Origin of the sequence: Roseimicrobium gellanilyticum, assembly GCF_003315205.1 — a bacterium.
GTDB classification, from domain to species: Bacteria; Verrucomicrobiota; Verrucomicrobiia; order Verrucomicrobiales; family Verrucomicrobiaceae; genus Roseimicrobium; species Roseimicrobium gellanilyticum.
In genome coordinates this window covers 1,252,559-1,272,606 of record NZ_QNRR01000001.1, presented here as the reverse complement: position 1 = coordinate 1,272,606, position 20,048 = coordinate 1,252,559, and the positions used below count along the sequence as shown (strand labels likewise).

Genomic DNA, 20,048 nt, shown 5'->3' with positions numbered 1-20,048 from the left:
GGCTCCCAAGCCAAGTACCAATCAAGGAGGGATGGCTGAGTGGTTTAAGGCGGCGGTCTTGAAAACCGTTGATGCGCAAGTATCCGGGGGTTCGAATCCCTCTCCCTCCGCCACTCTGATTGCTGAGCCTCAGGCAGTTGCGGGACAGGTGAGTGGTAAGCGATGCGACGGTAACGGTGGAATGCGAGGCGGGCGATGCGAATCACGAGGGATGACAGGCCAGACGGGCGCAGTTCATTTTCCAGTCGTCCAACGTCCAGCAAAGTCCATGGTCTGACTGGACTGGAAAATGGTAAGCCACCCCGCCGGTGCTCGCTTCTCCAGTCCCTATGCCGGAAGCCCAGAAGGACAGGACATCTTTTTTTGACGGCTGGCGATTCCAGCATTCTCTCAGGACACCCTGCGCTTGGGGGACTGTGTTTCTGCGTGCCTGCAAACAATCCCTGTGTTAGGCCACTCGTTCAACGTATGCAGATATCCGAAGCGCAGCACAAGACCGCGGGAGAGCTGGTCGAACTCATCGCGGCACGACTCGGCTCAGGGCGCGCAGTGCACCCCCACACTGCCATTGCGAGTTCGGCCCGATTGGCCGGGAGCCTTCTACTCCGGTCTTTCAATCTAAACATCCATGACGTGACGCCGGGGACCGTTGTCCTGTCCAATGAGGCCAATGAGCAAGGACCGCAGCTCGTGAACATTTTCGGGTCATTGTTGCAGCACTTCGGAGTGCAGTTCGATCCTGCAAAGCTTGGTGGAGATCACAAACGTGGAGAAGACCCCGAACTCACCACTCTGCAATCGCTATCGCTGTTGCAAGACGAGGCCATGGAAATCGCCCGGAAAAACGCAGTCCCACTAAAGGAAGCTGCGCACGCAGCCGCGATGGCAACGGCGTTCATCGCAAAGGAGTGCACAAAGGATGTCGGCGCTGAGACTGCGTTCAATATTGCTGTTCACGGCTTCATTGAGGGTAGCAAGACTTCGCCTCCGCATCCTGCTTCCCCGTCGGTTTCTGGAGAGAAGAAGCCGTGGTACAAGTTGTGGTAGGAACCTAAGAGGACAGACGCGAAGGGCACTTGGATAAGTACCTTTGTCATACCCATCTCGCAGGTTATCCCCACCGAATGCCCCCAGGGGAAAGATACATTGCAAACCAGACATGGTTGCGGACTCTCTGTATGTTCGCTAAAAAGCAGCCACCATGAGAATCGTTGCGTTGTTACCGCTTCTTGTCATTCTGGCCTCATGCGCCGCACCCGTACGACACCACTTGGTCAATAGTACAGCACTTCTAGGCATCACTGCGCCGGGGGAGCCTTCGAAAGCGGAAGGTTGGTATTACGTGGGAAGCGATGAACGCTTTGATTACTTCAAGCATCAGGATTTCAAAATCCGGCACTACTACAAGACCAAGATTGGGGAGATCGACGTTGGTCGGCGATTCCCTAAAACTTCAAGGCAATCCCGGTGGACCTCGATGCCTTGGGGTGGTCGCGCACCAAGGTAATCAACCATCAAGCGAACCATCCGCTGCAGCGACAATCGCACTCGGGCTGCGTTCGTAGTGTCGCGCGAGCTGCGTCGCAGAGCTTGGGTCGTTCGCTGAGTTCCATGCATCCCCATATTCCAACAGAAGCTCGCTTAGCTTCGCGGGTGATCCTCATTGACGAGCAGGATCGCGTCTTGTTCTTCCGAGGTACAGAACCCCTGACAGGTAAGACGTTTTGGCTGATGCCCGGCGGCGGTTTGGACACCGGCGAATCATTCGAAGATGCAGCACGTAGAGAACTCTACGAGGAGACGGGCATCACCGCACCGCTGAGTACCTGCGTCTGGTTCCGTCGCCACAGGCACACGTGGAACGGACAGGATGCAGACCAGTTTGAGAGGTTCTTTGTCGCAAGAACCCGCTCCACTCAAGCCATCTCTGGAACGAATCCCGACAGCTACATGTCGGAACTCAGATGGTGGAGTCTTAGTGAACTCATCGATTCTACCGATGACTTTGCGCCTCGACGCATCGCACACCTTCTTCCAGCCATCCTTCGTGCAGACTTCCCTGAGCTTCCCATCGACTGCGGGGTCTGATAGAACCAGCAGCGAACCAGACGGTGGAGGATGGCTCTTCGGGAGGAAATCTCATGCACAAGGTGCAGTGCCATCACCACCGAACAGGCGGGCTGCCACCTGCGCCATGTCATCCATGGTGTCGTCCGACGCCACCCGTCCTTAGCCTGCCACACATCGCAGCTCCTACCCAGGATTCGCATTGCGCTTTCTTTCGGCGGCTCGGGCACGATGACTGTCCACCTCCGCGGGAGTGAGCAGCCCATCCTTGTCAGCATCGGCCACTCGAAAGCGAGTCCTCAGCAACTCGGGAGGCAGATTGCGGTGCGCATTTGCCGCGATGAACTCCTCCACGGTGAGTGTACGTCCTGCCCCCATGCCGCCACTCTGCAGGTTGTGACCTTTGCTGGCGTTGTCCTTGAAGAAGCTGATACATGCATTGATGCAGCGGCACTGGCAGACCAGAAGCGGCAGCAGCGAATACAGAAGGATGGCGCCAAATGCTCGTATCATGCGATTCCCTCGTTCTCCTTACGACAAAAAGGACGCCCCTGCACGTCCAGAAATAGGCGACCTGGCAGGGTCGCGGCGGCATGGCCGGGACGCCATTCTTGATTGCGCAGCGCGTGTACACCGTCTGCCCATGAATAGTGTACGGATAGCAATAGGTGCATGCACAGTAGTAGTAGTGTGCTCCCGCAAAGGAGCGCAGGGCATCCCCCGTTCGCAGCGGTCAACCACGCTGCGAAAGACTGGAGAAGGGGGGATGTATTTCATCGACAGGAAATGACAAGCGAGCCTCCGCACGGGCAGCGTGCATGCTGCCCCCCAACGTAGGGAATGCCGTGATGCGGGCCATTGGACCTTGGTAGTACTCACTGCGCCGGCCCCACCATCTCTTGGAAGCACCCACGCCGCGGGACTTTCGCTGGACACTCCACACATTCCGTCCAGCGTGCGGCATCTTCCTCCCAGCTCTCCATGGCCGATACGATCACCTGCCCAAACTGCCACGCTGAAATCCCCCTGAGCGATGCCGTGAGGCACAGCCTGCATGAGGAGTTCACGCGTGACTTCGCGGAGAAGCAGCGTCGCCTGGAGCAGGAAATCGCCACGCGGCAGAAGGAAGTAGAAACACAGCGTCAGAAAAACGAAGCCGCGCGTGCGGAGCTGGAGCACGAAGTGACGCAGCGCCTCGCCACTGAAAAGAAGAAACTCACCGAGCAGGCCGTCCGCGAAGCAAAGGAAGGCTTCGCGCTCGAACTCCAGGACACCCGCACGCAACTCGCCGAGCGCAGCCAGAAGCTCGAAGAAGCCCAGCGCAACGAACTCGCCCTGCGCACCAAACAGCGCGAAGTCGAAGAGCGCGCCAAGAATCTCGAACTCGAAGTCCAGCGCAAGGTGGATGAGCAGACCTCACGATTGGAAGAGGATGCCCGCAAACGCGCCACCGAGGAGCAGCATCTGCGCCTTGCGGACAAGGACAAGCTCATCAACGACCTCAAGACTCAAATCGAAACGCTGAAGCAGAAGGCCGAGCAGGGCTCGCAACAAAGCCAGGGCGAAGTGATGGAACTCGAACTGGAAGACCTGCTGAAGGAAGCATTCGTGCTGGATGAATTCCTCCCCGTCCCCCAGGGCACCCGCGGCGCTGACCTCCTGCAGAAGGTGAGGAACAATCTCGGGCACGACTGCGGCACCATCATCTGGGAAAGCAAACGCACCAAGAACTGGAGCCCCGGCTGGCTCGGCAAACTCAAGGACGACCAGCGTGCTCAAGGTGCGGAACTGGCCATCCTCGTGAGCCAGGTCCTGCCGGATGGTGTATCACATGGTGGCCACGTCGATGGCGTGTGGATTTGCAATTTCCCCTTCGCCCTCGCCCTCGCCGCCGCACTGCGCAATGGCCTGCTGCAAGTCGCCACGGCGAAGCGCGCCGAGTCCGGCAAGGAGGAAAAGATGGCCGTTCTCTACCAGTTCCTCACCAGCCCCCAGTTCAAGCACCAGATTGAAGGCGTCGTGGAGTCCTTCGTAGAAATGAAGAAGGACCTCGATGGCGAACGCCGCGCCATGGAGCGCCTCTGGAAAAAACGCGAGATGCAACTCACCCGCGTTCTCAATGGCACCAGCGGACTCTATGGCAGCCTGCAGGGCATCATGGGCAGCGCCGCGCTACCGGAGATCAAGGCGCTGGAGCTGGGTGGTGAGGAGGAAGCTGCTGCGCCCGGAACCTGACTCTGAGTGTAGTTCAAAACGCAGCGGCCCTGGGAGCGCTGGCCTCCGGCCGGCGTATTTTGGGTCTACTGCGTACCCTTTCCGTTGCTCACCCGTCTCCCTTGCGTGCTCTCACAGAGAAGGGCACTCGCCGAAGTACCGTCGTGTGCGTTGCTCGCGTGAAATGTAAAATCACTATATTACATGCCCCCACGCCGGCCAGAGGCCAGCGCTCCCAGGGCCGCGTCCGGCAATGCTCCTCACAAGCCCTTTTTCACTTGTGGGCGAGTTCGTCCGTCCAAAACTTCGTATCCAGACCTTGGGTTGTTGCGCCATCCACCCTCCTCACTCCCGCCATGAAGCTCCGCCGCCGACTCCTCCTTGCCACGCTGCTGGCCGCTCTCACGTCTCCGCTCTCTGCGCAGAAGCCGGAGAACCCCAAGCCAGAATCCTACGACGTGGTCGTCTACGGTGCCGTCCCCTGCGGCATCGCCGCTGCCATCACGGCGAAGCGTGAAGGCGCCAGCGTTCTCCTCATCGAGCCCACCAAACACATCGGTGGCCTGAGCACCAGCGGCATCAACACCGCCGAGAGCGAGCACATGCTGAAGTGGACCATCGGCGGCTTCGCGGATGAATTCTACAAGCGGCTGGGAAAACACTACGGCACGAACCAGCCGGAGTACTACTTCGAATCCAGTGTGGCAGAAGCGGTGTATCAGGACATGCTACAGGAAGCTGGCATCACCCCGCGCTACGGAGTGGTCGTGGCAAAGGTGCAGAAGGACGGCGCAAAGATCACCAGTATCACCCTCAGCAATGGCCTCGAAGTAAAGGGCAAGGTCTTCATTGATGCCGGGTACGAGGGCGACCTCATGGCCCGTGCCGGAGTGGATTACACCTTCGGGCGCGACAGCAAGGCGGAGTACGGCGAAGAAGCCGCCGGCATCCGCTTCGACAAGACCGTGCGCCAGGCAAAGACCGTGGATGAAAACGGCAAGCTCCTCCCCGGCATCAGCGGTTGGGCCAAAGACTTGAAGGAAGGCGATGCCCACCCCGGCACCATGAACTACAACTTCCGCCCCACCTTCGCCAATGACCCCGCCCTGCGCGTGCCCATTACCGAGCCGAAGAATTATGACCGCTCAAGATACAAGCTGCTGGAGAACTGGCTGCTCGAAAAAGCCTCCCGCAAGGAAGCGGTGAAGCGCACGGACATCCTCGACTTCTACAAACGCCGCAATGGCAAGTTCGAAGGGAACAACAAACAAGCCGCCATCTTCTCCCTCGGCCACTTCGGTGGCCAGATTGGTTTTCCGGATGCGGACTATGCGAAACGCGAGGTCATGTACCAGGACCACCTGGACTACACGCTGGGCCTCCTGAAGTTTCTCCGCAGTGATGAAAGCGTGCCCAAGGAAGTGCGTGATGACATGGCCACGTGGGGCTTCCACAAGGATGAGTTCAAGGACACCAGCAACTTCCCCCCGCAGCTCTACGTACGCGAAGCCCGCCGCATGAAAGGAGCCTACGTCGTGAGGCAACAGGACGTACAAACCGAACGGCGCAAGGAAGACAGCATCGGCATGAGCAGCCACTTCATTGACAGCCACCACGTGCAGCGCCTCGCGGTGTCCCCCACCGAGTTCCTCAATGAAGGCCGCATCTGGCGCATGGGCTATGCCTACCAAATCCCCTACCGCTCACTCACGCCGACACCCGAACAAGCCACCAATCTCCTCGTCCCCGGCGCTGCCAGCTTCACCCACGTCGCCTTCTGCACCTACCGCCTGGAAAGCGTGTGGATGATTGGCGGTCACGCCGCAGGCATCGCTGCCGCCATGGCCGTGAAGTCCGATGTGCCAGTGCAGAAAGTGTCCGTGCCCGAACTGCAGAAGAAGCTCGAAGCACAGGGCCAAGTCGTGCAGTTCATCCCCGGCAAGCCGGAGAAATGCGAGCACCTGAATGGGCCGCCGGAGTTCTAGTCGTTCTCCCAATTTAAACGAGTGACCGTCCCGCAGGGAGCGGCACTAGCCTTAGTGCCGGTGGTGGGCAAATCAGGGTGCGGAGCCTCTTCTTCCGAAGCTTCACAGACACTTCCTCACTCACCAGTGTAGCCACGCCACATGACGGCACTAGGCTAGTGCCGCTTCCTGCGAACCCTTGCCTCCAGTCGCGTGAAATGGTGCACGAATGAGGGTTTCACCGGGCAGAATGGGGGCAGGAATGCCCCCACTCCTTGAGGAGATACGCACCACGCGTGCGGCTTGGTCCATCGTCAGCTCCGCAAATACCTCTCCCGCCCCTGCGCCAGCGCAGCCATCTTGCGATCCGCGACACTGCGCTTGAGCATCCAGAAGCCACAATCGGGATGGATGTACTTCAGACGTTCCGCGCCGAGCTTCTTCGCCGCGGCATCGATACGCCCTGCAATCTCATCCGCCGTCTCCACGTGGTTCACTTTGATATCCACCACCCCAACACCGATGCCCACATGCGGCGCGAGTTCTTTGAGCGCATCGAGATCTGAGGAAGGGCGATGCGCGAGTTCCAGTACCACGTGATCCGCATGCAGGTCATTGAGGAAGGCGAGCAGCGCCTCCCACGTCCCCCTCTGCACCGTCTGCCCTCCATAGTTTCCAAAGCACAAGTGCACCGCGCGCTGTACGCACTTCGGCACCGCATCCAGCACGCGATTGATGGCCTGCGCAGCCAGCGGCGCATCAGCTGGATTGCCGGGGATGTTCGCCTCATCCACCTGAATGCATGTCGCATTGAGAGATGATACCTGTGCAGCCAGGGCATTCGCAATCGAGAGCGTCAGCGCCGCGAAGTCGTGGTAATGCTTGTCGAGCAGCGTGCGCGCCAGCATGTACGGACTGGTAAGCGTGAACTTGAAATCGCCCCGCGCCACCGCCGCCGCACGTGCGCAGTCTTCCGGCAGATTCATTACGCCTTCCGTGATGGCCTCACGCACCACGCCGGCGGGCTTGGCGCGGAATTTCATCTCATGTTTCGCGCGGAAGGCCTCCGTCTCCGGACGTCCCGCGGGCGAGATGCCACCCAGCTTGCCCGTGAAGTAGTCAATCATCCCGTTCGTATCCGGGTGATTGATGTCGAAGCGGTACAGCTCACCGTCCGTCGGCAGGTCGATGCCCGCCTCACGCTGGATGTCGAAGACCACCCGCGTGGCATCCAGCAGCGCCTGCGAACTCGGCAGGGCGGGAAGCCAATCTGGAACAGGATACGAGCCGACAGTGGTCGTGAGAAGTGCAGGCGTGCCCATGGTGCGAGTGTGAAGAACGCCGGCCCGGAGGGCAATGTTGCGCCGCAGGATGGGATGGAGAATCTGACCTGCCCTGTGGACTCATGCTGCCAGCACCTGCAGCAGCGTCTCCGTGTCCTCCAGGCTCTCCAGCACCTGCCACGCCGCAAAGGGCAGCAGGCTCGCGTGGGCAAAGACACCCGTGGCCACCGCCAGGCAGCGCGCCCCCATGGCATGCGCGCAGGCAATGTCCTTGGGTGTATCACCAATCACGATGACCTGATGCGGTGCGAAGCTGCGCCCCGTCGCCGTCTCCATGCGACGCACCGCCACGGGACCGAGGTCGTTGCGCTGCTCGCCATCATCCCCGAAGCCGCCATCCACGAAATGGCCGTGAATGCCAAAGCGCTCCAGCTTCAGCCGCGCACCGGCACGCCAGTTCCCCGTGAGGAGGCCGAGGGAGAAGTGGGTTTCATCCACCAGACGCGTGAGCAGGGTCGTCACGCCATTGAGCAAGCGACCGGGAAATTCATCGTGATGCAGGCGCTCCTCCAGACGGGCGAGGTAGTACTTCTGAAAGGCCTCCACGCGGGAGGGCTCCAGCGGCTGACTGGCATCGGCAAAGAGCTTGCGCACCACCGCGCCATCCGTGGCTCCGGCGAGGTCGAGCGGCGGAATCTTTTCCCGGGCAAGACCAAGCACCTCCTCCGTGGCATCCAGCAGCGCTCCAGCTCCGGCCCCACGAGTGTCTAACAGGGTGCCGTCGATGTCAAAAAGCAGGAGGATGTCAGGGCGGGAATGCATGGATGGATGACTCGTTAGCAATGGAGAAGGCCTACTGTACCAGTGCCACTCCCACACTCAAGGATGGCGCGCCTCACCTCCCCGCCCACGCCACCATCGTCGGAACTACGCCAATTCATTAGCCGCAAAAAAACGCAAAAGGCACAAGAAGTGAGTGCCCTTGGGGTTGAGCTATCACAAAGGGAGGTAGCATCACCCAGCATCAACCTCTTTTGAGTTTTTTGCGCCTTTTTGCGGCTAATTCAATCTCGTCACCCCTCCGTGTGCAGGTGAAATCAGCAGGGAAGGAAACCCACCGGTCACCGTCAGGCCAGAGGCCTAACGCCCACTGTCAGGGGGACGCCTAACCTCCTTCAGTTTCTTTGCTGCTTAGCTGCTTTGCGACCAATCCTCACCCCGCCCACAACGATACCTGCGCGTCTCTGCCTCCTCCGCAACGAGACGCACCATGCCTCAACACGCTGCATACCCAGCACCAAACCCTTCCCATCCTCTGCGTCCTTTGCCTCTCTGCCCCTTTGCGGTTAATCGAAACGTCCTCGCGACATGACCTCACCCCACGGAAAGGGCAGGCAATAAAACCCGCCAGACACTGTCCCCTCGGTAGAGCCGGCTTCCCTCCTACTTTCTCTCTCCTTTGCTGCTTTCGCTGCTTTGCGTTTCCCCCCACTCCCAAGCCCCTTCCCTTTCCAATCCACGCAGGCACAAAAAAAGTGGAGGCACGGATGCCCCCACTCCTGAAGTTGCTTAAACTGTTCCAGCCTGGTCCAGCCTTAGCCCCGGGCGTTGTCCGCAGCGGGAGCGCTCTCCCCCTTCGGCTTGGCGGCACCATTTCCAGCGCCGTTCCCGTTCACGCTGCCATTGCCATTCTGCTGCATGGCTTCGGCGGCGAGTTCGGACTCGTGATCGGACTCGTGCGTGTTGTCCTCTTCTTCCGGGTTGATGAACTTCCCGTGCTTGAAGTTGGCAAACTTGCGCACGCGCTGACGCTCCGGATGCGGCGAGATCTGCATGTTGATGTTACGACCGGCCATCTTCGGTTCCTGGTCCACATGTCCCATGCCTTCCAAGTCGGTACGGATACGGCGGGCCAGCTCGTAGCCCAGCTCCTGGTGCGCCATCTGGCGGCCCTTGAACTGGAGCTGCACACGCACCTTGTCCCCATGCGCGAGGAACTCCTCCGCGTGGGCGATCTTGATGGTGTAGTCGTGCGGGTCGATGCCGATGCGGAATTTCATTTCCTTCAGCTTCCCGCCCTTCTGGCTCTTGGCGGCCTCCTTCTTCTTCTTCTCCTGCTCGTACTTGTACTTGCCGTAGTCGACGATTTTGCACACCGGCGGGTCGGCCGAGGCGGAGATTTCGATGAGATCCAGGCCGCGCTCACGCGCCATGCGGATGGCCTGTCCAGTGGGAAGCACCCCGATTTGCTGTCCGGATACACCGTCAATCACGCGCACCTTCGGTGCCCGAATGCGGTCATTGACGCGGGTTTGGTCTTGGTAACGGCCTCCACGCTGGAAGCCGGGTCGGGGACGATTGTTGAAGCTAGGGTTTATAGGTTAACCTCCAATGGTTTCGGATGACGTGATCCCGCAAAGGATCGAAAAACAGGGACGGAACATGGCAGCAGCAGTCACCATACGGGACACACTTAACTCGCAAGCACGCTCCACTCTTTCACGACCGTTTCGAAACGGGTGATGGCGCTGTTCGCAGTTGTCGCTGGCATGCAGTAGAAATCTCATTCCGGCAGTCTGAATCGTGTCAGAAGGGCTGCTGGTTCTGTTAAATTTGCCGAAATCGCCTGAATCGCAAGGTAAAAATTGGTTGCGATTTCTACGACGACGACGGGGGAGATGCGTATCAGCATTGCAAAGTACCCTTTTTCCCTCCCTCCCACCCTCCATGACGGACACCCCTTCCAACAAGACCCACAGCAAGACCATCGGCTACCTGCTCTGGATTTTCGGGTTCACCGGCGCCCACCGTTTCTATTTCGGCAAGCCGGTGACCGGCGCCATCTGGTTCTTCACCCTCGGCCTTCTGGGCATCGGCTGGCTCATCGACCTCTTCCTGATTCCCGGCATGGACGAAAAAGCGGACCGGAAATACACCTCTGGCCCCATCGACTACTCCGTGGCCTGGATTCTGCAGACCTTCCTGGGTGTCTTCGGCGTCCACCGCTTTTACATGGGGAAGGTCCTCACCGGCCTGCTCTGGCTCGTCACCGGGGGCCTCTTCCTCGTCGGCTGGGTGTACGACTATTGCACTTTGAACGGCCAAATCGACGAAATCAACCGCCGGACCCGGGGCTAGCCTGCCGCGTAAGGGCGGAACGCCGGACAGCAAAGAAACTGAAGGAGGTTAGGCGTCCCGCCTGACAGTGGGCGTGGGGTCTTCTGACCCGACAGCAGTGACTCAGCTTAACCCGGAGTGTCTTCCCGCCCACCACACTACGGGAGGTGCATCAATAGTGGCCGATTCTCTCCGAGAATCGATGCGGGTGAAAACCACCTCCATGGGTGACTTCCAGACGCAGCGACTTTCGGAGAAAGTCGGCCACTATCCGTTTGGAACATCATCCATGACGGGCGCAGTTCGCCTGGAAGTCGGGTCTCCTGACCGGACAGCGTCCGGCGGGTTTTCCTACCCGCCATTCCGGCACGACGACAAAACGGCCACCTCGATGCTGTCGGGTCAGAAGACCCAACGCCCGCTGTCAGGCCGGAAGGCCTAACCTCCTTCAGTACCTCTGCTGCTTCGCTGCTTTGCGTTTCCCCCTACCCCACCAAAACCAAAGCCGCACCCGGTGAAGGCGCGGCTTTGGCCCGCTAACGAAGCGCTAAGAACGAAGAACAAATCCCAAATCACGGCTCCGTGGCCGGCAGCGTGACTTGCACGCCATTTAGGAAGAAGCTGCCGCTCACCGAGCCACTGCTCTCGAGCTTGTTGCCGCTCTCGTTGTCCACCTGATTGCCCAAGGCAGCGTCCAGGGCCCCATTCACACTGATGGTACCACTCGACCCTTCATTGATGATCATGCCCACGGGCCCGGTTCCCAGAATGCTGTTCCCATTAAACCCGGTGATCGTGATGCTGCCTGCTGTGCCAGTACTGAAAACGATGCCGCCAGTCGTGTAGCTTGAGCCCGTGGCGAGGGTATTGTTGCTGACCACGCCACTGACATTCTCGTTCCCACGCACATCATACCAGATGCCACGAAGGAAGCTCCCGGTAAGGAGGTTATCCGTGATATTCACCGTTGCCGGAAGAGGCGTGGGAGCCCCTTGCATGGGAAGGTAAATGCCGTTCGCAGTGAACGTTCCAGAGAGCGTATTCCCGGTGACATTCACGGTGTAGGCACCCAGCGCTTGCCCAGCTTTGGCCAGGTAGATACCGCTGGCAAACGTGCCGCTCAGGATGTTGTCCGCCACGGTGACATCCAGCGAGGCATCGACGCTGGTCGACCCTGCCTGGACGCGGATGCCCGCTGGTCCCCCAAAGGTGCCGCTCAACTCATTGCCCCGCATGGTGCCGGTCAATTCGCCGCCCACCGCAGGCTGGGAGAAGTACCAGATACCTCCGAAGGTGAAATTGCCGCTGAGTTGGTTATTGAGGGTATCCACCGCGACTGTGGAGGTGCCGGCCTGGTTGTTCATGATGCCACGCTGGTAGGTGCCCTCCAGGGTATTCCCCTCGATGGTGCCGGTGAGGGCGGAGCCGTCATTGGCGTCGGTGGAGATGCCAAAGTTGAAAGTGCCATCCAGCTCGTTCTGCGCGATGGTGAGCCTCATGTCCGAAGTGCCATTGCTTATGGCATCGACGGGACGGGCGATGGTACCGAAGAACTGATTGCCGGTGACCGTCGCATCCAGCACGGAGTCATCCAGGGAAGAGAGCTGCACCCCGGCATCGGTGGCATCTTGGAAGATGTTCCCAGACACGGTGATGTCGAGCAGGGTGGTGTTGTCCCCGTCGCTCTCACCCCGCACACCAATAACTCCCGAGGTGATGTCGTTCTGTGAAATGGTCGCGAGGGTCGTGATACCTCCCGTGTTGCGGACGGTCACACCATTGGACTCCACGTTCACGATGTTGTCGTTCACCAGCAGCTCACGCACGTTCTCCGCGTAGATGCCACCGCCTTCGGTCCCGCCCTGGATGTCATAGCCTGTCACCTGCATGAAGGGAATGTCGATGGCATAGAGACCGCCATCCACCACCGGGCGGGCGGTATTGCCACCGAAGGTTTTGCCGTTCGGTGCGACGATGGCCGTAAAGGAACTGATGAACTTCGTGCTGCCAATGGCTTCCGCGATGTCATTGTAAGTCGTGCCGGTGGCCTGCGTGTACACGGACCAGGTTCTGCCGCTGGTGTTGGCATTCGTGCCCGCCGTGGTCGCGCCTTCGGTGACGGTATCATAAGGACGCTCCGCCGTGCCGTTCGCGCCGAGCTGTGCGCTCGTGCCCGCCTGGATGCCATTGCCCACCGCATCGCCGTTGTTCACGAACACGATGTCATCCGCAATGACGATCTGTCCCTGACGATTGGAGACGACCTTCGTCACGCGCTTCACGCTGGTGGTCGTCTCGGTTTCTTCCTCTTCCACACTGTTGGCAATCTTCACCGCCGCATTCTGGCGATGCACCGGTTCCGCGAGACGCTCGACGAGGTGACGGCGACGCGGGGTGAAGGCATCACCGATGCGGTCCCAGAAGCCCTTGCCATCGCCGAGGTCGCCCATTTCGAAGGGGACTTGAAGCTGCACACCCGCTGTCCAGTCACTGCCGGTCAGGCGCTCATCTTCATACCACGTGCCGGTAAGAATCACTGCAGGCACCGGGCGGATTTCCACGCCCGCCTTCCAGCCTTCCACATTCCCCGTGCCACCTTCCTGCGGTCCGAAGGGTTGATTGTCGAAGCTGTAGTAGCCGCCGATGAAACGGAGGTCGAAGTACTTGTCCAATCCTGGCACGAGAAGCGCCAGCTCCGCGTCCCAGCCTTCCATACCTTCTTCATAACGACGGAAGAGGCGCTCGATGGTCGTGGTACGCGTGGTGGTGGTCACGCTGGTGGCGAAAGCGGCATCCTGCACAATCGCATTGCCCGTCGCATAGAGATTGCCGCCGCTCGTCGGCGTCACCGTTTGGTGCGCCTGGCTGCTGGTGCTCTGGAAAGTCTCGCGAGTGCGGAATTCATCCGCCACCTGCTTGTCGGAGAGCGGGATGTAGTAGTTCCCGCGCACTTCAAGATAACGCGTGCCCGCCTCCAGACCCACGCCGAGCTGCCAGAACTGGTTGTTCGCCTCGGTGTCGAGCATGTCCACAAACATGTTCGCGCCGATGAAGACTCCTTCTTCCAGGAAACCCGCCTGGTGGCCATCATGGTTTGTCAATGCGCTCACCGACTGCGTACCAAACAGATGCCGGTACCCAAGGCCAAATGAAGCGGCAACCTCCCCGCCCTCACCGTAGGAGACATACGGCTCCAAAAACAGAACGCCTCCACTCAGCGTGGAGTCCGCCCCCAGCGTGCTCCAGATGGGCGCCACAATGCTGAAGTTCCCATCCGTGTAGGCGTCGTTGGTCTTGATGCCGCTATTGATGGTGCCGAGGTACATCGGGTGAGCTTCCGCCACTTGGACGGTGCCTTTGCCGACGGGGTTCTTTTCAACCGGGCCCGCTGAGCTCAAAAGAGGCAGCAGGAGGGAGGCCGCGAGGGCCAGGGGAGCAGCGACGCGTCGCGAGGGTTTGGGAGCCATGGGAGTGACCAAGATTTAGGGTATTTTACCGTCACAAATAAGGAGTGACCGCATCTTCTTCCTGTGATGGGAAGGCCAAAAATTACGAAGGCGTGTGGAGTAAGTTCAAATTCTATAATTATAATCACCACTTTTAAATCAACATTCAGCCCGGATTAGCAACTCAGCGTGAACTATTTGTCAGACAGACCGTGCATCTCGCCTGAGGCTGGAAGGCTTGCTCAGGCGAAAATCTGCAACTCAGGGCAAAATCAATGTCCTACGTACCCCTGCGTACGATGCAGGCAGCGAGAAAAGCCTCAGGAGCAAACCCAGGTTTTTCCATTTAGCAGAAAACCCTATGCCTTCGGAGTGCAAAGAACTGAAGGAGGTTAGGGGTCCCGCCTGACACTGGGCGTTAGGCCTCTGACGGTGACAGAAGAGTTCTCCTGTCCGCTGGTCTCGCCGACGCAGGTGGAGACGAGTTCGGATTCGCCGCAAAAAGACGCAAAAAACTCAAAATGGTTTGGTCGCTGGGTGATACTACCCGTCCTGTGGTAGCTGCGTCCACGGGCCCTCACTTCTTGTGCTTTTTGCGTTTTTTTGCGGCTAAGAAATCAGCATGATTCTCGCACTGCGGGTCATGACCAAATGCTGTCGGGTCAGAAGACCCAACGCCCACTGTCAGGCCAGAAGGCCCAACCTCCTTCAGTTTCTTTGCTGCTTGGCTGCTTTCGCTGCTTTGCGACCAGTCCACTCCTCACCCACGACGATACCTGCGCGCCTCTGCCTCCTTCGCAACGAAACGCACCACCTCACGCAGGCCGCCATACCTCATCCTCTGCGTCCTTTGCTTCTCTGCCCCTTTGCGGTTAACCGGAAGCGTCCTCGCAGCCTGATAGGCACGGAGAGGAGTTGCTGGTCAGGCCAGAGGCCTAACGCCCACTGTCAGGCGGGACGCCTAACCTCCTTTGGCTTCATCGCTGCTTTGCGACCAAACCCCACCTCACCCACGACGATACCTGCGCGCCTCTGCCTCCTTCGCAACGAAACGCACCACCTCACGCAGGCCGCCATACCTCACATCCTCTGCGTCCTTTGCTTCTCTGCCCCTTTGCGATTAACCGGAAGCGTCCCTGTAGCGAAAGAAACCCACATGACCTGAGTCTCTGTCGGGTCAGAAGACCCAACGCCCACTGTCAGGCCAGAAGGCCTAACCTCCGTGAGTATCTTTGCTGCTTGGCTGCTTTGCGTTTCACCTTCCCACCAAAACCAAAGCCGCACCCAATGAAGGTGCGGCTTTGTTTCAGTAACCAAGAACGAGGAACAAAGAACCAACAACTAAAATCAGTCCACCACCATCGGGAGATTCACCTGGCTGCCATTCAAGATGAAGCTGCCGGAAATCGGCTCGACGTTCGGGTTGATGATGTCCACCTTGTTGCCGAGTTCGCCACTCACCTCGTTGTTGGAAGCTGCATTGAGCGAGCCATTCACCGTCAAGGCACCGCCCACGCCGGGCGAACCGCGCTGCACGGTGATGCCACTAAACCACGGTCCGGTGATGACGTTTCCGTTGAATCCTGAAACATCCAGGACGCTCGCGTCTCCCGAGAGGAAGTAAATGGCGACGGTATTCGACGTGTTGCCCGCGTCGATGAGGTTACCGCCCACCGTTACGTCGAGATGGCTCCCCCCGATCGCTGACACGCGGATGCCTTCAAGGTAGTTGCCGGTCAGCACGTTGTTGCTCAAATCCACGTCCCCAATCAAGGTGGTATCTCCTCCGGGTGCCGTGCCCCGGTGGTCCACGAGAATACCAATATTCGAGAAGTTGCCACTGAGCTGATTGCCCAGGATGTCGCTGCTCAGTTTGGCCTGCCCCACCGAGGCCAGGAAATTGCGCCGCACGACGATGCCGGTCGAGAAGCTGCCGGAGAGTTGGTTGTTGATGATATCTACATCCGTGATGCCGGCGCTGCGGGCATCCACGCCTATCCCAAACCCAAACGTTCCGCTCAACACGTTGTCCTGCACCGTACCGTAGATGTTCCCAGTACCCGTGGCAGAATTGGCGAAATAGATGCCCGTCGTGGTGAACGATCCGGAGAACGTATTGCCCAGCACACCCACATCCGTCGTGCCATTCCCGTTCTGCTTGAAAGCGTTGATGCCAAGGTCGAAGTTGCCTGAGAAGGTATTGCCCTGCACCGTGCCTTTCGCCGTGCTGGTGCCGTTCGCGAGGAATTGCACGCCGATATCGAACGTACCGCCGAAGGTGTTGTTCAGAATGCTCACATCCGTGCTCCCCGTCGTGGTCGTCGTCAGAACCACGCCGGCGGTTGTGAAGGTGCCATTAAATTGGCTGCCTTCGACGGTCGAAGTATTGCGTGCCGCGTTTCCGCCTACAATGCCTACCCCGTTGGTATAGGTTCCATTGAAGATGTTGCCCCGCGCGCTCGCGTTGAGCACAGTCGCGTTGGTCGCACCTGACGCGGACAGACGCAGCCCGGTGAGGAACGTACCGGTAAGGGTGTTGTTCACCACTTCCACCGTGTTTTCGTTGGCGGCGTTGTGGTCGATATCAATGCCGTTGAACTGGTAGGCACCACTCAGGACGTTGTTCGCCACGGTCCCGTCGATGACCGCAGTATCCTCATCGCGCAGGCTGATGCCGTCGCTGAAGCCACCAGCAAGCTGATTGTCCCTGATGTCCACATTGATGGTGGAGGCACCCGAGCTGATGAGTTCCATGGCATCGCCAGTCGGACCTGGGAGGCCAGTCATCTGGTTCTGCGAGGCGTTCACCGTGGACGTACTGCCGTTGTTCGTGACGGCACGGAGGCCGCGTCCCCCGGAGGTGATGTTGCTCGTGACCAGAAGCTCTCCGACGTTCGTTACGTCGATGGTTGGCGTGGCCGCTACCGGTGTCCGCAGATCATACCCGGTCACCTGCATGTAGCCGATGCCGCTGGCCGAGATGTTGCCATTCAAGACCGGGCGGTTTGTGCCGCCGCCGAAGTTGGTATTCCCCAGCGCCACGAGCGGCGTGAAGGAGCTGATGAACTTCGTGCTGCCCGTGGTCTCCACTGCGCCGCTGTAATCGATGCCGGTGCCGCCCTGCGTGTACACCTTCCACACCCTGCCAGTGCCGTTCGACATCGTGCCCGCCTTGGCCGCGCCTTCCACCATATTATTGTACGCCAGCTCCGCCGTACCGTCCGCGCCATTGGCCTGCGTGTCACCCGCCACGATGCCATTGCCCACATCGCCGCCGTTGTTCACAAACACGATGTCATCCGCGAGCACCACGCGCTGCGCCGTTTGGGAGACCACGCGTGTGCTGCGTGCCACCTTGGTGCTGCTGGTGCGGGAGACAACCTTTTGCGATTCCTCGAAGCTGTTGGCGATTTTCACTGCGGCGTTCTGACGGCCCACCGGCTCTGCCAGGCGCTCCATCAGATGACGACGGCGCGGGGTGAAGGCATCACCGATGCGATCCCAGAAGCCCTTGCCATCGCCCAGGTCTCCCGCTTCAAACGGAACCTGAATCTGCACACCCGCCGTCCAGTCACTGCCGGTGAGGCGTTCGTCCTCATACCACGTGCCGCTGAGAATGAGCGCCGGCACGGGGCGCACTTCAATGCCAGCCTTCCAGCCTTCCACATTGCCCGTGCCGCCGAGCTGCGGACCAAAGGGTTGATTGTCGAAGCTGTAGTACCCGCCAATCAGCATCACATCCATATACCGGTCGAGCCCTGGCACCAGCACCGCCACCTCGGCGTCCCAACCTTCCATGCCTTCTTCGAAGCGCTGGAAGAGTCGCTCAATCGTGGTGGTGGTCGTCGTGGTGCGCGTGATGCGTGAGCTGGTGGTGGTGAACAGGCCGTCCTGCGAAACCGTATTCCCTGTGGCGAAGGGGTCGCCCAAGGGCGTGACCGAAGTCGAAGTGCCTCCGCCCGTGCTGCTGCTCGTGCTGCGGAAGGTCTCCCGCGAGCGACGCTCCTCTGCGAGCTGACGGTCGGAGAGGGGGATGTAGTAGTTCCCCCGGAACTCCACATACCGCGTGCCCGCTTCCAGGCCCACGCCCAGCTGCCAGAACTGGTTGTCCGAATCCGTGTCCAGCATGTCCACAAAGACGTTCGCACCGATGAAGGCACCCTCTTCGAAGAAGCCCGCCTGGTGACCATCATGATTCGTCAGCGCGCTCACCGACTGCGTGCCAAACAGATGCCGGTAGCCCAGTCCAAGTGACGCGGCCACTTCCCCACCCTCACCATAGGAGACATACGGCTCCAGGAAGAGCAGGCCACCATTCAGCGTCGAGTCGGCCCCGAGCGAGCTCCAGAGAGGTGCCACAATGCTGAAATTCCCATCCGTGTAGGCATCATTCGTCTTGATGCCACTGTTGATGGTGCCGAGGTACATCGGATGGGCTTCCGCCACCTGGACGGTCCCTTTGCCGATGGGGTTTTTCTCAACAGGACCTGCCTCGGCATGGGACGGCAGGAACAGGAGTGAACCGGCTAAAGCCAGCGTGGGCAGGAGCCCGAGACGCGTACGCGCAGTTTGGGAGAACATGACGTGGGGGTTGTTGTGATTGATACGCAATCCCCCATGTCGCAATACGGATTATCCGCATCGACTGTCGCTGTCTTGGGGGTCCCGAAATCTACAAGGTCCAACCACCTGATCGCAAAAATAATGTTATAAGAACCACAAAATTAAATACTCATTTAGACACCTGAATCCCTCATCGTGAACATTTTGTCAACTCGCAACTAAAGGGATGACTTACAATTTCCTAAGCCTCACCGGATGTCGCATTCCTCCAACCCTCGCGAAATTTCGCGTTTCCACTCGACGTCATCGTGCAATTTGCAACCGAACGCCTTTGCTAGCTGGAGCAGGGAAATGCCTATATCCGAAGGGCCGCGTCACGGGGCTCAAGGACACCTCCGTTCCCTCCAAAATCGCCCTGACAGGGACGCGTCAGCCGCGAAGCGCCGCGTCCTTGGCCTGCGCGCAGCCCTGCTCTGAGGCCGCTTCCTTGAGGTGCCACCTGTTGGACACGTCACGCCAACCCACGGCACATCGCTAAGCAAGAATCTTAGCTTTTCTCCACTCGACTTGCCTATTGACTCCCGGCAGACTGGCCACCTTGCGCGACGTCGTTTTGATATCTCTGGCCGTCCTCCGTACACCCTCGCGCCTGCCCGTCTGCGATTCCCATCATGTCCGCCACCGCATCCGCGACGCGAATCGAACCCAACCCGTTTGCCTCCATTCAGCCACCAAACGGCAACAGCATGCTACCGAGGGCATGCGACCCACCACAAAATCCAAAATCACCACCGGCCAAGGTTTGATTTAGCCCATGTTCCGCAGAGGCGCGCTTCCACAATTTCCCTCGCCATCCGTGCATCTTGTTGTTGAATTGCCGAATCAATTTTCGGTAAACTCGCGAAATTCGAAAACCATCACCAGCCTGCCAATACCATGAGCGACAATTCCATTGATCCCACATTCGGGGCCCCGTCGGGAACGGATCCGTTCGCGACAGCCAAGGCCAGCGCCATGAAGGCCGCCGAGGATCTGCGCACCGCCGCCACCGCCAAGGCACAGGAGTTTCGCCAGGCAGCGGAATCCCGTGCACAGCAGTGGAAGCACTCCGCCGAGGAAGCTTCCCACCACGCGCGCGAGTACGCGGACAAGGCCTGGACTGAAACACGAGCCAAGACCAAGGACCTCGCCACCGAGGCGGAGAACTTCACCCGGGAGAAGCCCCTGCAGGCACTGCTTGCCGCCTTTGGCGTGGGATTTCTCGTGGGCCTGATCCTGAAGCGCTAGTCCGCATCACCGACATTTCGCCGCACTGTTCCCCTTGGGCGCACACTCCTGAACATATTGCCCTGCGCAGACGCCCATGGATGCGGCTTCGCCCGAACCTGATTCCC

At 59.4% G+C, this 20,048-nt stretch carries 12 protein-coding genes and 1 tRNA gene; 7 read left to right on the top strand and 6 right to left on the bottom strand.

From position 1 onward, the window contains the following. Positions 1-25: 25 nt before the first annotated feature. The 3 genes from DES53_RS05250 to DES53_RS05240 all read left to right on the top strand — a co-directional run bounded on the left by DES53_RS05250 (position 26) and on the right by DES53_RS05240 (position 2,088). A tRNA-Ser gene (locus DES53_RS05250) sits at positions 26-113 on the top strand. Positions 114-468: 355 nt separating this feature from the next. After that, the gene (locus DES53_RS05245; protein ID WP_113957122.1) at positions 469-1,047 is read left to right on the top strand and encodes a hypothetical protein; all 579 of its coding nucleotides are present in this window, start codon (positions 469-471) and stop codon (positions 1,045-1,047) included. Between the two features lie 564 nt (positions 1,048-1,611). Further along, a complete protein-coding gene (locus tag DES53_RS05240) occupies positions 1,612-2,088 on the top strand; it encodes an NUDIX hydrolase (protein ID WP_113957121.1) in 477 nt (158 codons plus the stop codon). A 165-nt stretch (positions 2,089-2,253) separates the two neighbouring features. Here DES53_RS05240 and DES53_RS05235 read toward each other — a convergent pair whose 3' ends face one another. After that, the gene (locus DES53_RS05235; protein ID WP_113957120.1) at positions 2,254-2,580 is read right to left on the bottom strand and encodes an EF-hand domain-containing protein; all 327 of its coding nucleotides are present in this window, start codon (positions 2,578-2,580) and stop codon (positions 2,254-2,256) included. Positions 2,581-3,048: 468 nt separating this feature from the next. Here DES53_RS05235 and DES53_RS05230 point away from each other — a divergent pair, with 468 nt between their 5' ends. After that, positions 3,049-4,302: a DUF2130 domain-containing protein gene (locus DES53_RS05230; protein ID WP_113957119.1), complete on the top strand. Its 1,254-nt coding sequence runs from the start codon at positions 3,049-3,051 to the stop codon at positions 4,300-4,302. Positions 4,303-4,637: 335 nt separating this feature from the next. Continuing rightward, positions 4,638-6,266 carry an FAD-dependent oxidoreductase gene (locus DES53_RS05225; RefSeq protein ID WP_113957118.1) on the top strand — a complete coding sequence of 543 codons (1,629 nt, stop codon included), beginning with the start codon at positions 4,638-4,640 and terminating at the stop codon, positions 6,264-6,266. 293 nt (positions 6,267-6,559) lie between these two features. On the opposite strand, the gene DES53_RS05220 is transcribed toward DES53_RS05225, so the two are convergent. The 3 genes from DES53_RS05220 to infC all read right to left on the bottom strand — a co-directional run bounded on the left by DES53_RS05220 (position 6,560) and on the right by infC (position 9,906). Further along, on the bottom strand, positions 6,560-7,567 hold the full coding sequence (locus DES53_RS05220) for a cobalamin-independent methionine synthase II family protein (protein ID WP_113957117.1): 1,008 nt from the start codon (positions 7,565-7,567) through the stop codon (positions 6,560-6,562). 81 nt (positions 7,568-7,648) lie between these two features. After that, a complete protein-coding gene (locus DES53_RS05215; protein WP_113957116.1) occupies positions 7,649-8,350 on the bottom strand; it encodes an HAD family hydrolase in 702 nt (233 codons plus the stop codon). Positions 8,351-9,123: 773 nt separating this feature from the next. Continuing rightward, positions 9,124-9,906 carry a translation initiation factor IF-3 gene (gene infC, locus DES53_RS05210; protein ID WP_113957115.1) on the bottom strand — a complete coding sequence of 261 codons (783 nt, stop codon included), beginning with the start codon at positions 9,904-9,906 and terminating at the stop codon, positions 9,124-9,126. A 349-nt stretch (positions 9,907-10,255) separates the two neighbouring features. On the opposite strand from infC, the gene DES53_RS05205 reads away from it, so the two are divergent. Next, positions 10,256-10,666, top strand: coding sequence for a TM2 domain-containing protein (locus DES53_RS05205; protein ID WP_113957114.1), 411 nt, complete (start codon positions 10,256-10,258; stop codon positions 10,664-10,666). A 551-nt stretch (positions 10,667-11,217) separates the two neighbouring features. Here DES53_RS05205 and DES53_RS05200 read toward each other — a convergent pair. Both DES53_RS05200 and DES53_RS05195 read right to left on the bottom strand, forming a co-directional pair. Then, positions 11,218-14,112 (bottom strand): inverse autotransporter beta domain-containing protein, encoded by a 2,895-nt coding sequence (locus tag DES53_RS05200; RefSeq protein WP_113957113.1) that lies wholly within the window; start codon positions 14,110-14,112, stop codon positions 11,218-11,220. Positions 14,113-15,438: 1,326 nt separating this feature from the next. Beyond that, positions 15,439-18,672, bottom strand: a complete 3,234-nt coding sequence (locus DES53_RS05195; RefSeq protein ID WP_113957112.1) for an inverse autotransporter beta domain-containing protein — start codon at positions 18,670-18,672, stop codon at positions 15,439-15,441. Between the two features lie 918 nt (positions 18,673-19,590). Here DES53_RS05195 and DES53_RS05190 point away from each other — a divergent pair. Then, positions 19,591-19,941: an ElaB/YgaM/YqjD family protein gene (locus DES53_RS05190; RefSeq protein WP_113957111.1), complete on the top strand. Its 351-nt coding sequence runs from the start codon at positions 19,591-19,593 to the stop codon at positions 19,939-19,941. Positions 19,942-20,048: the final 107 nt, after the last annotated feature.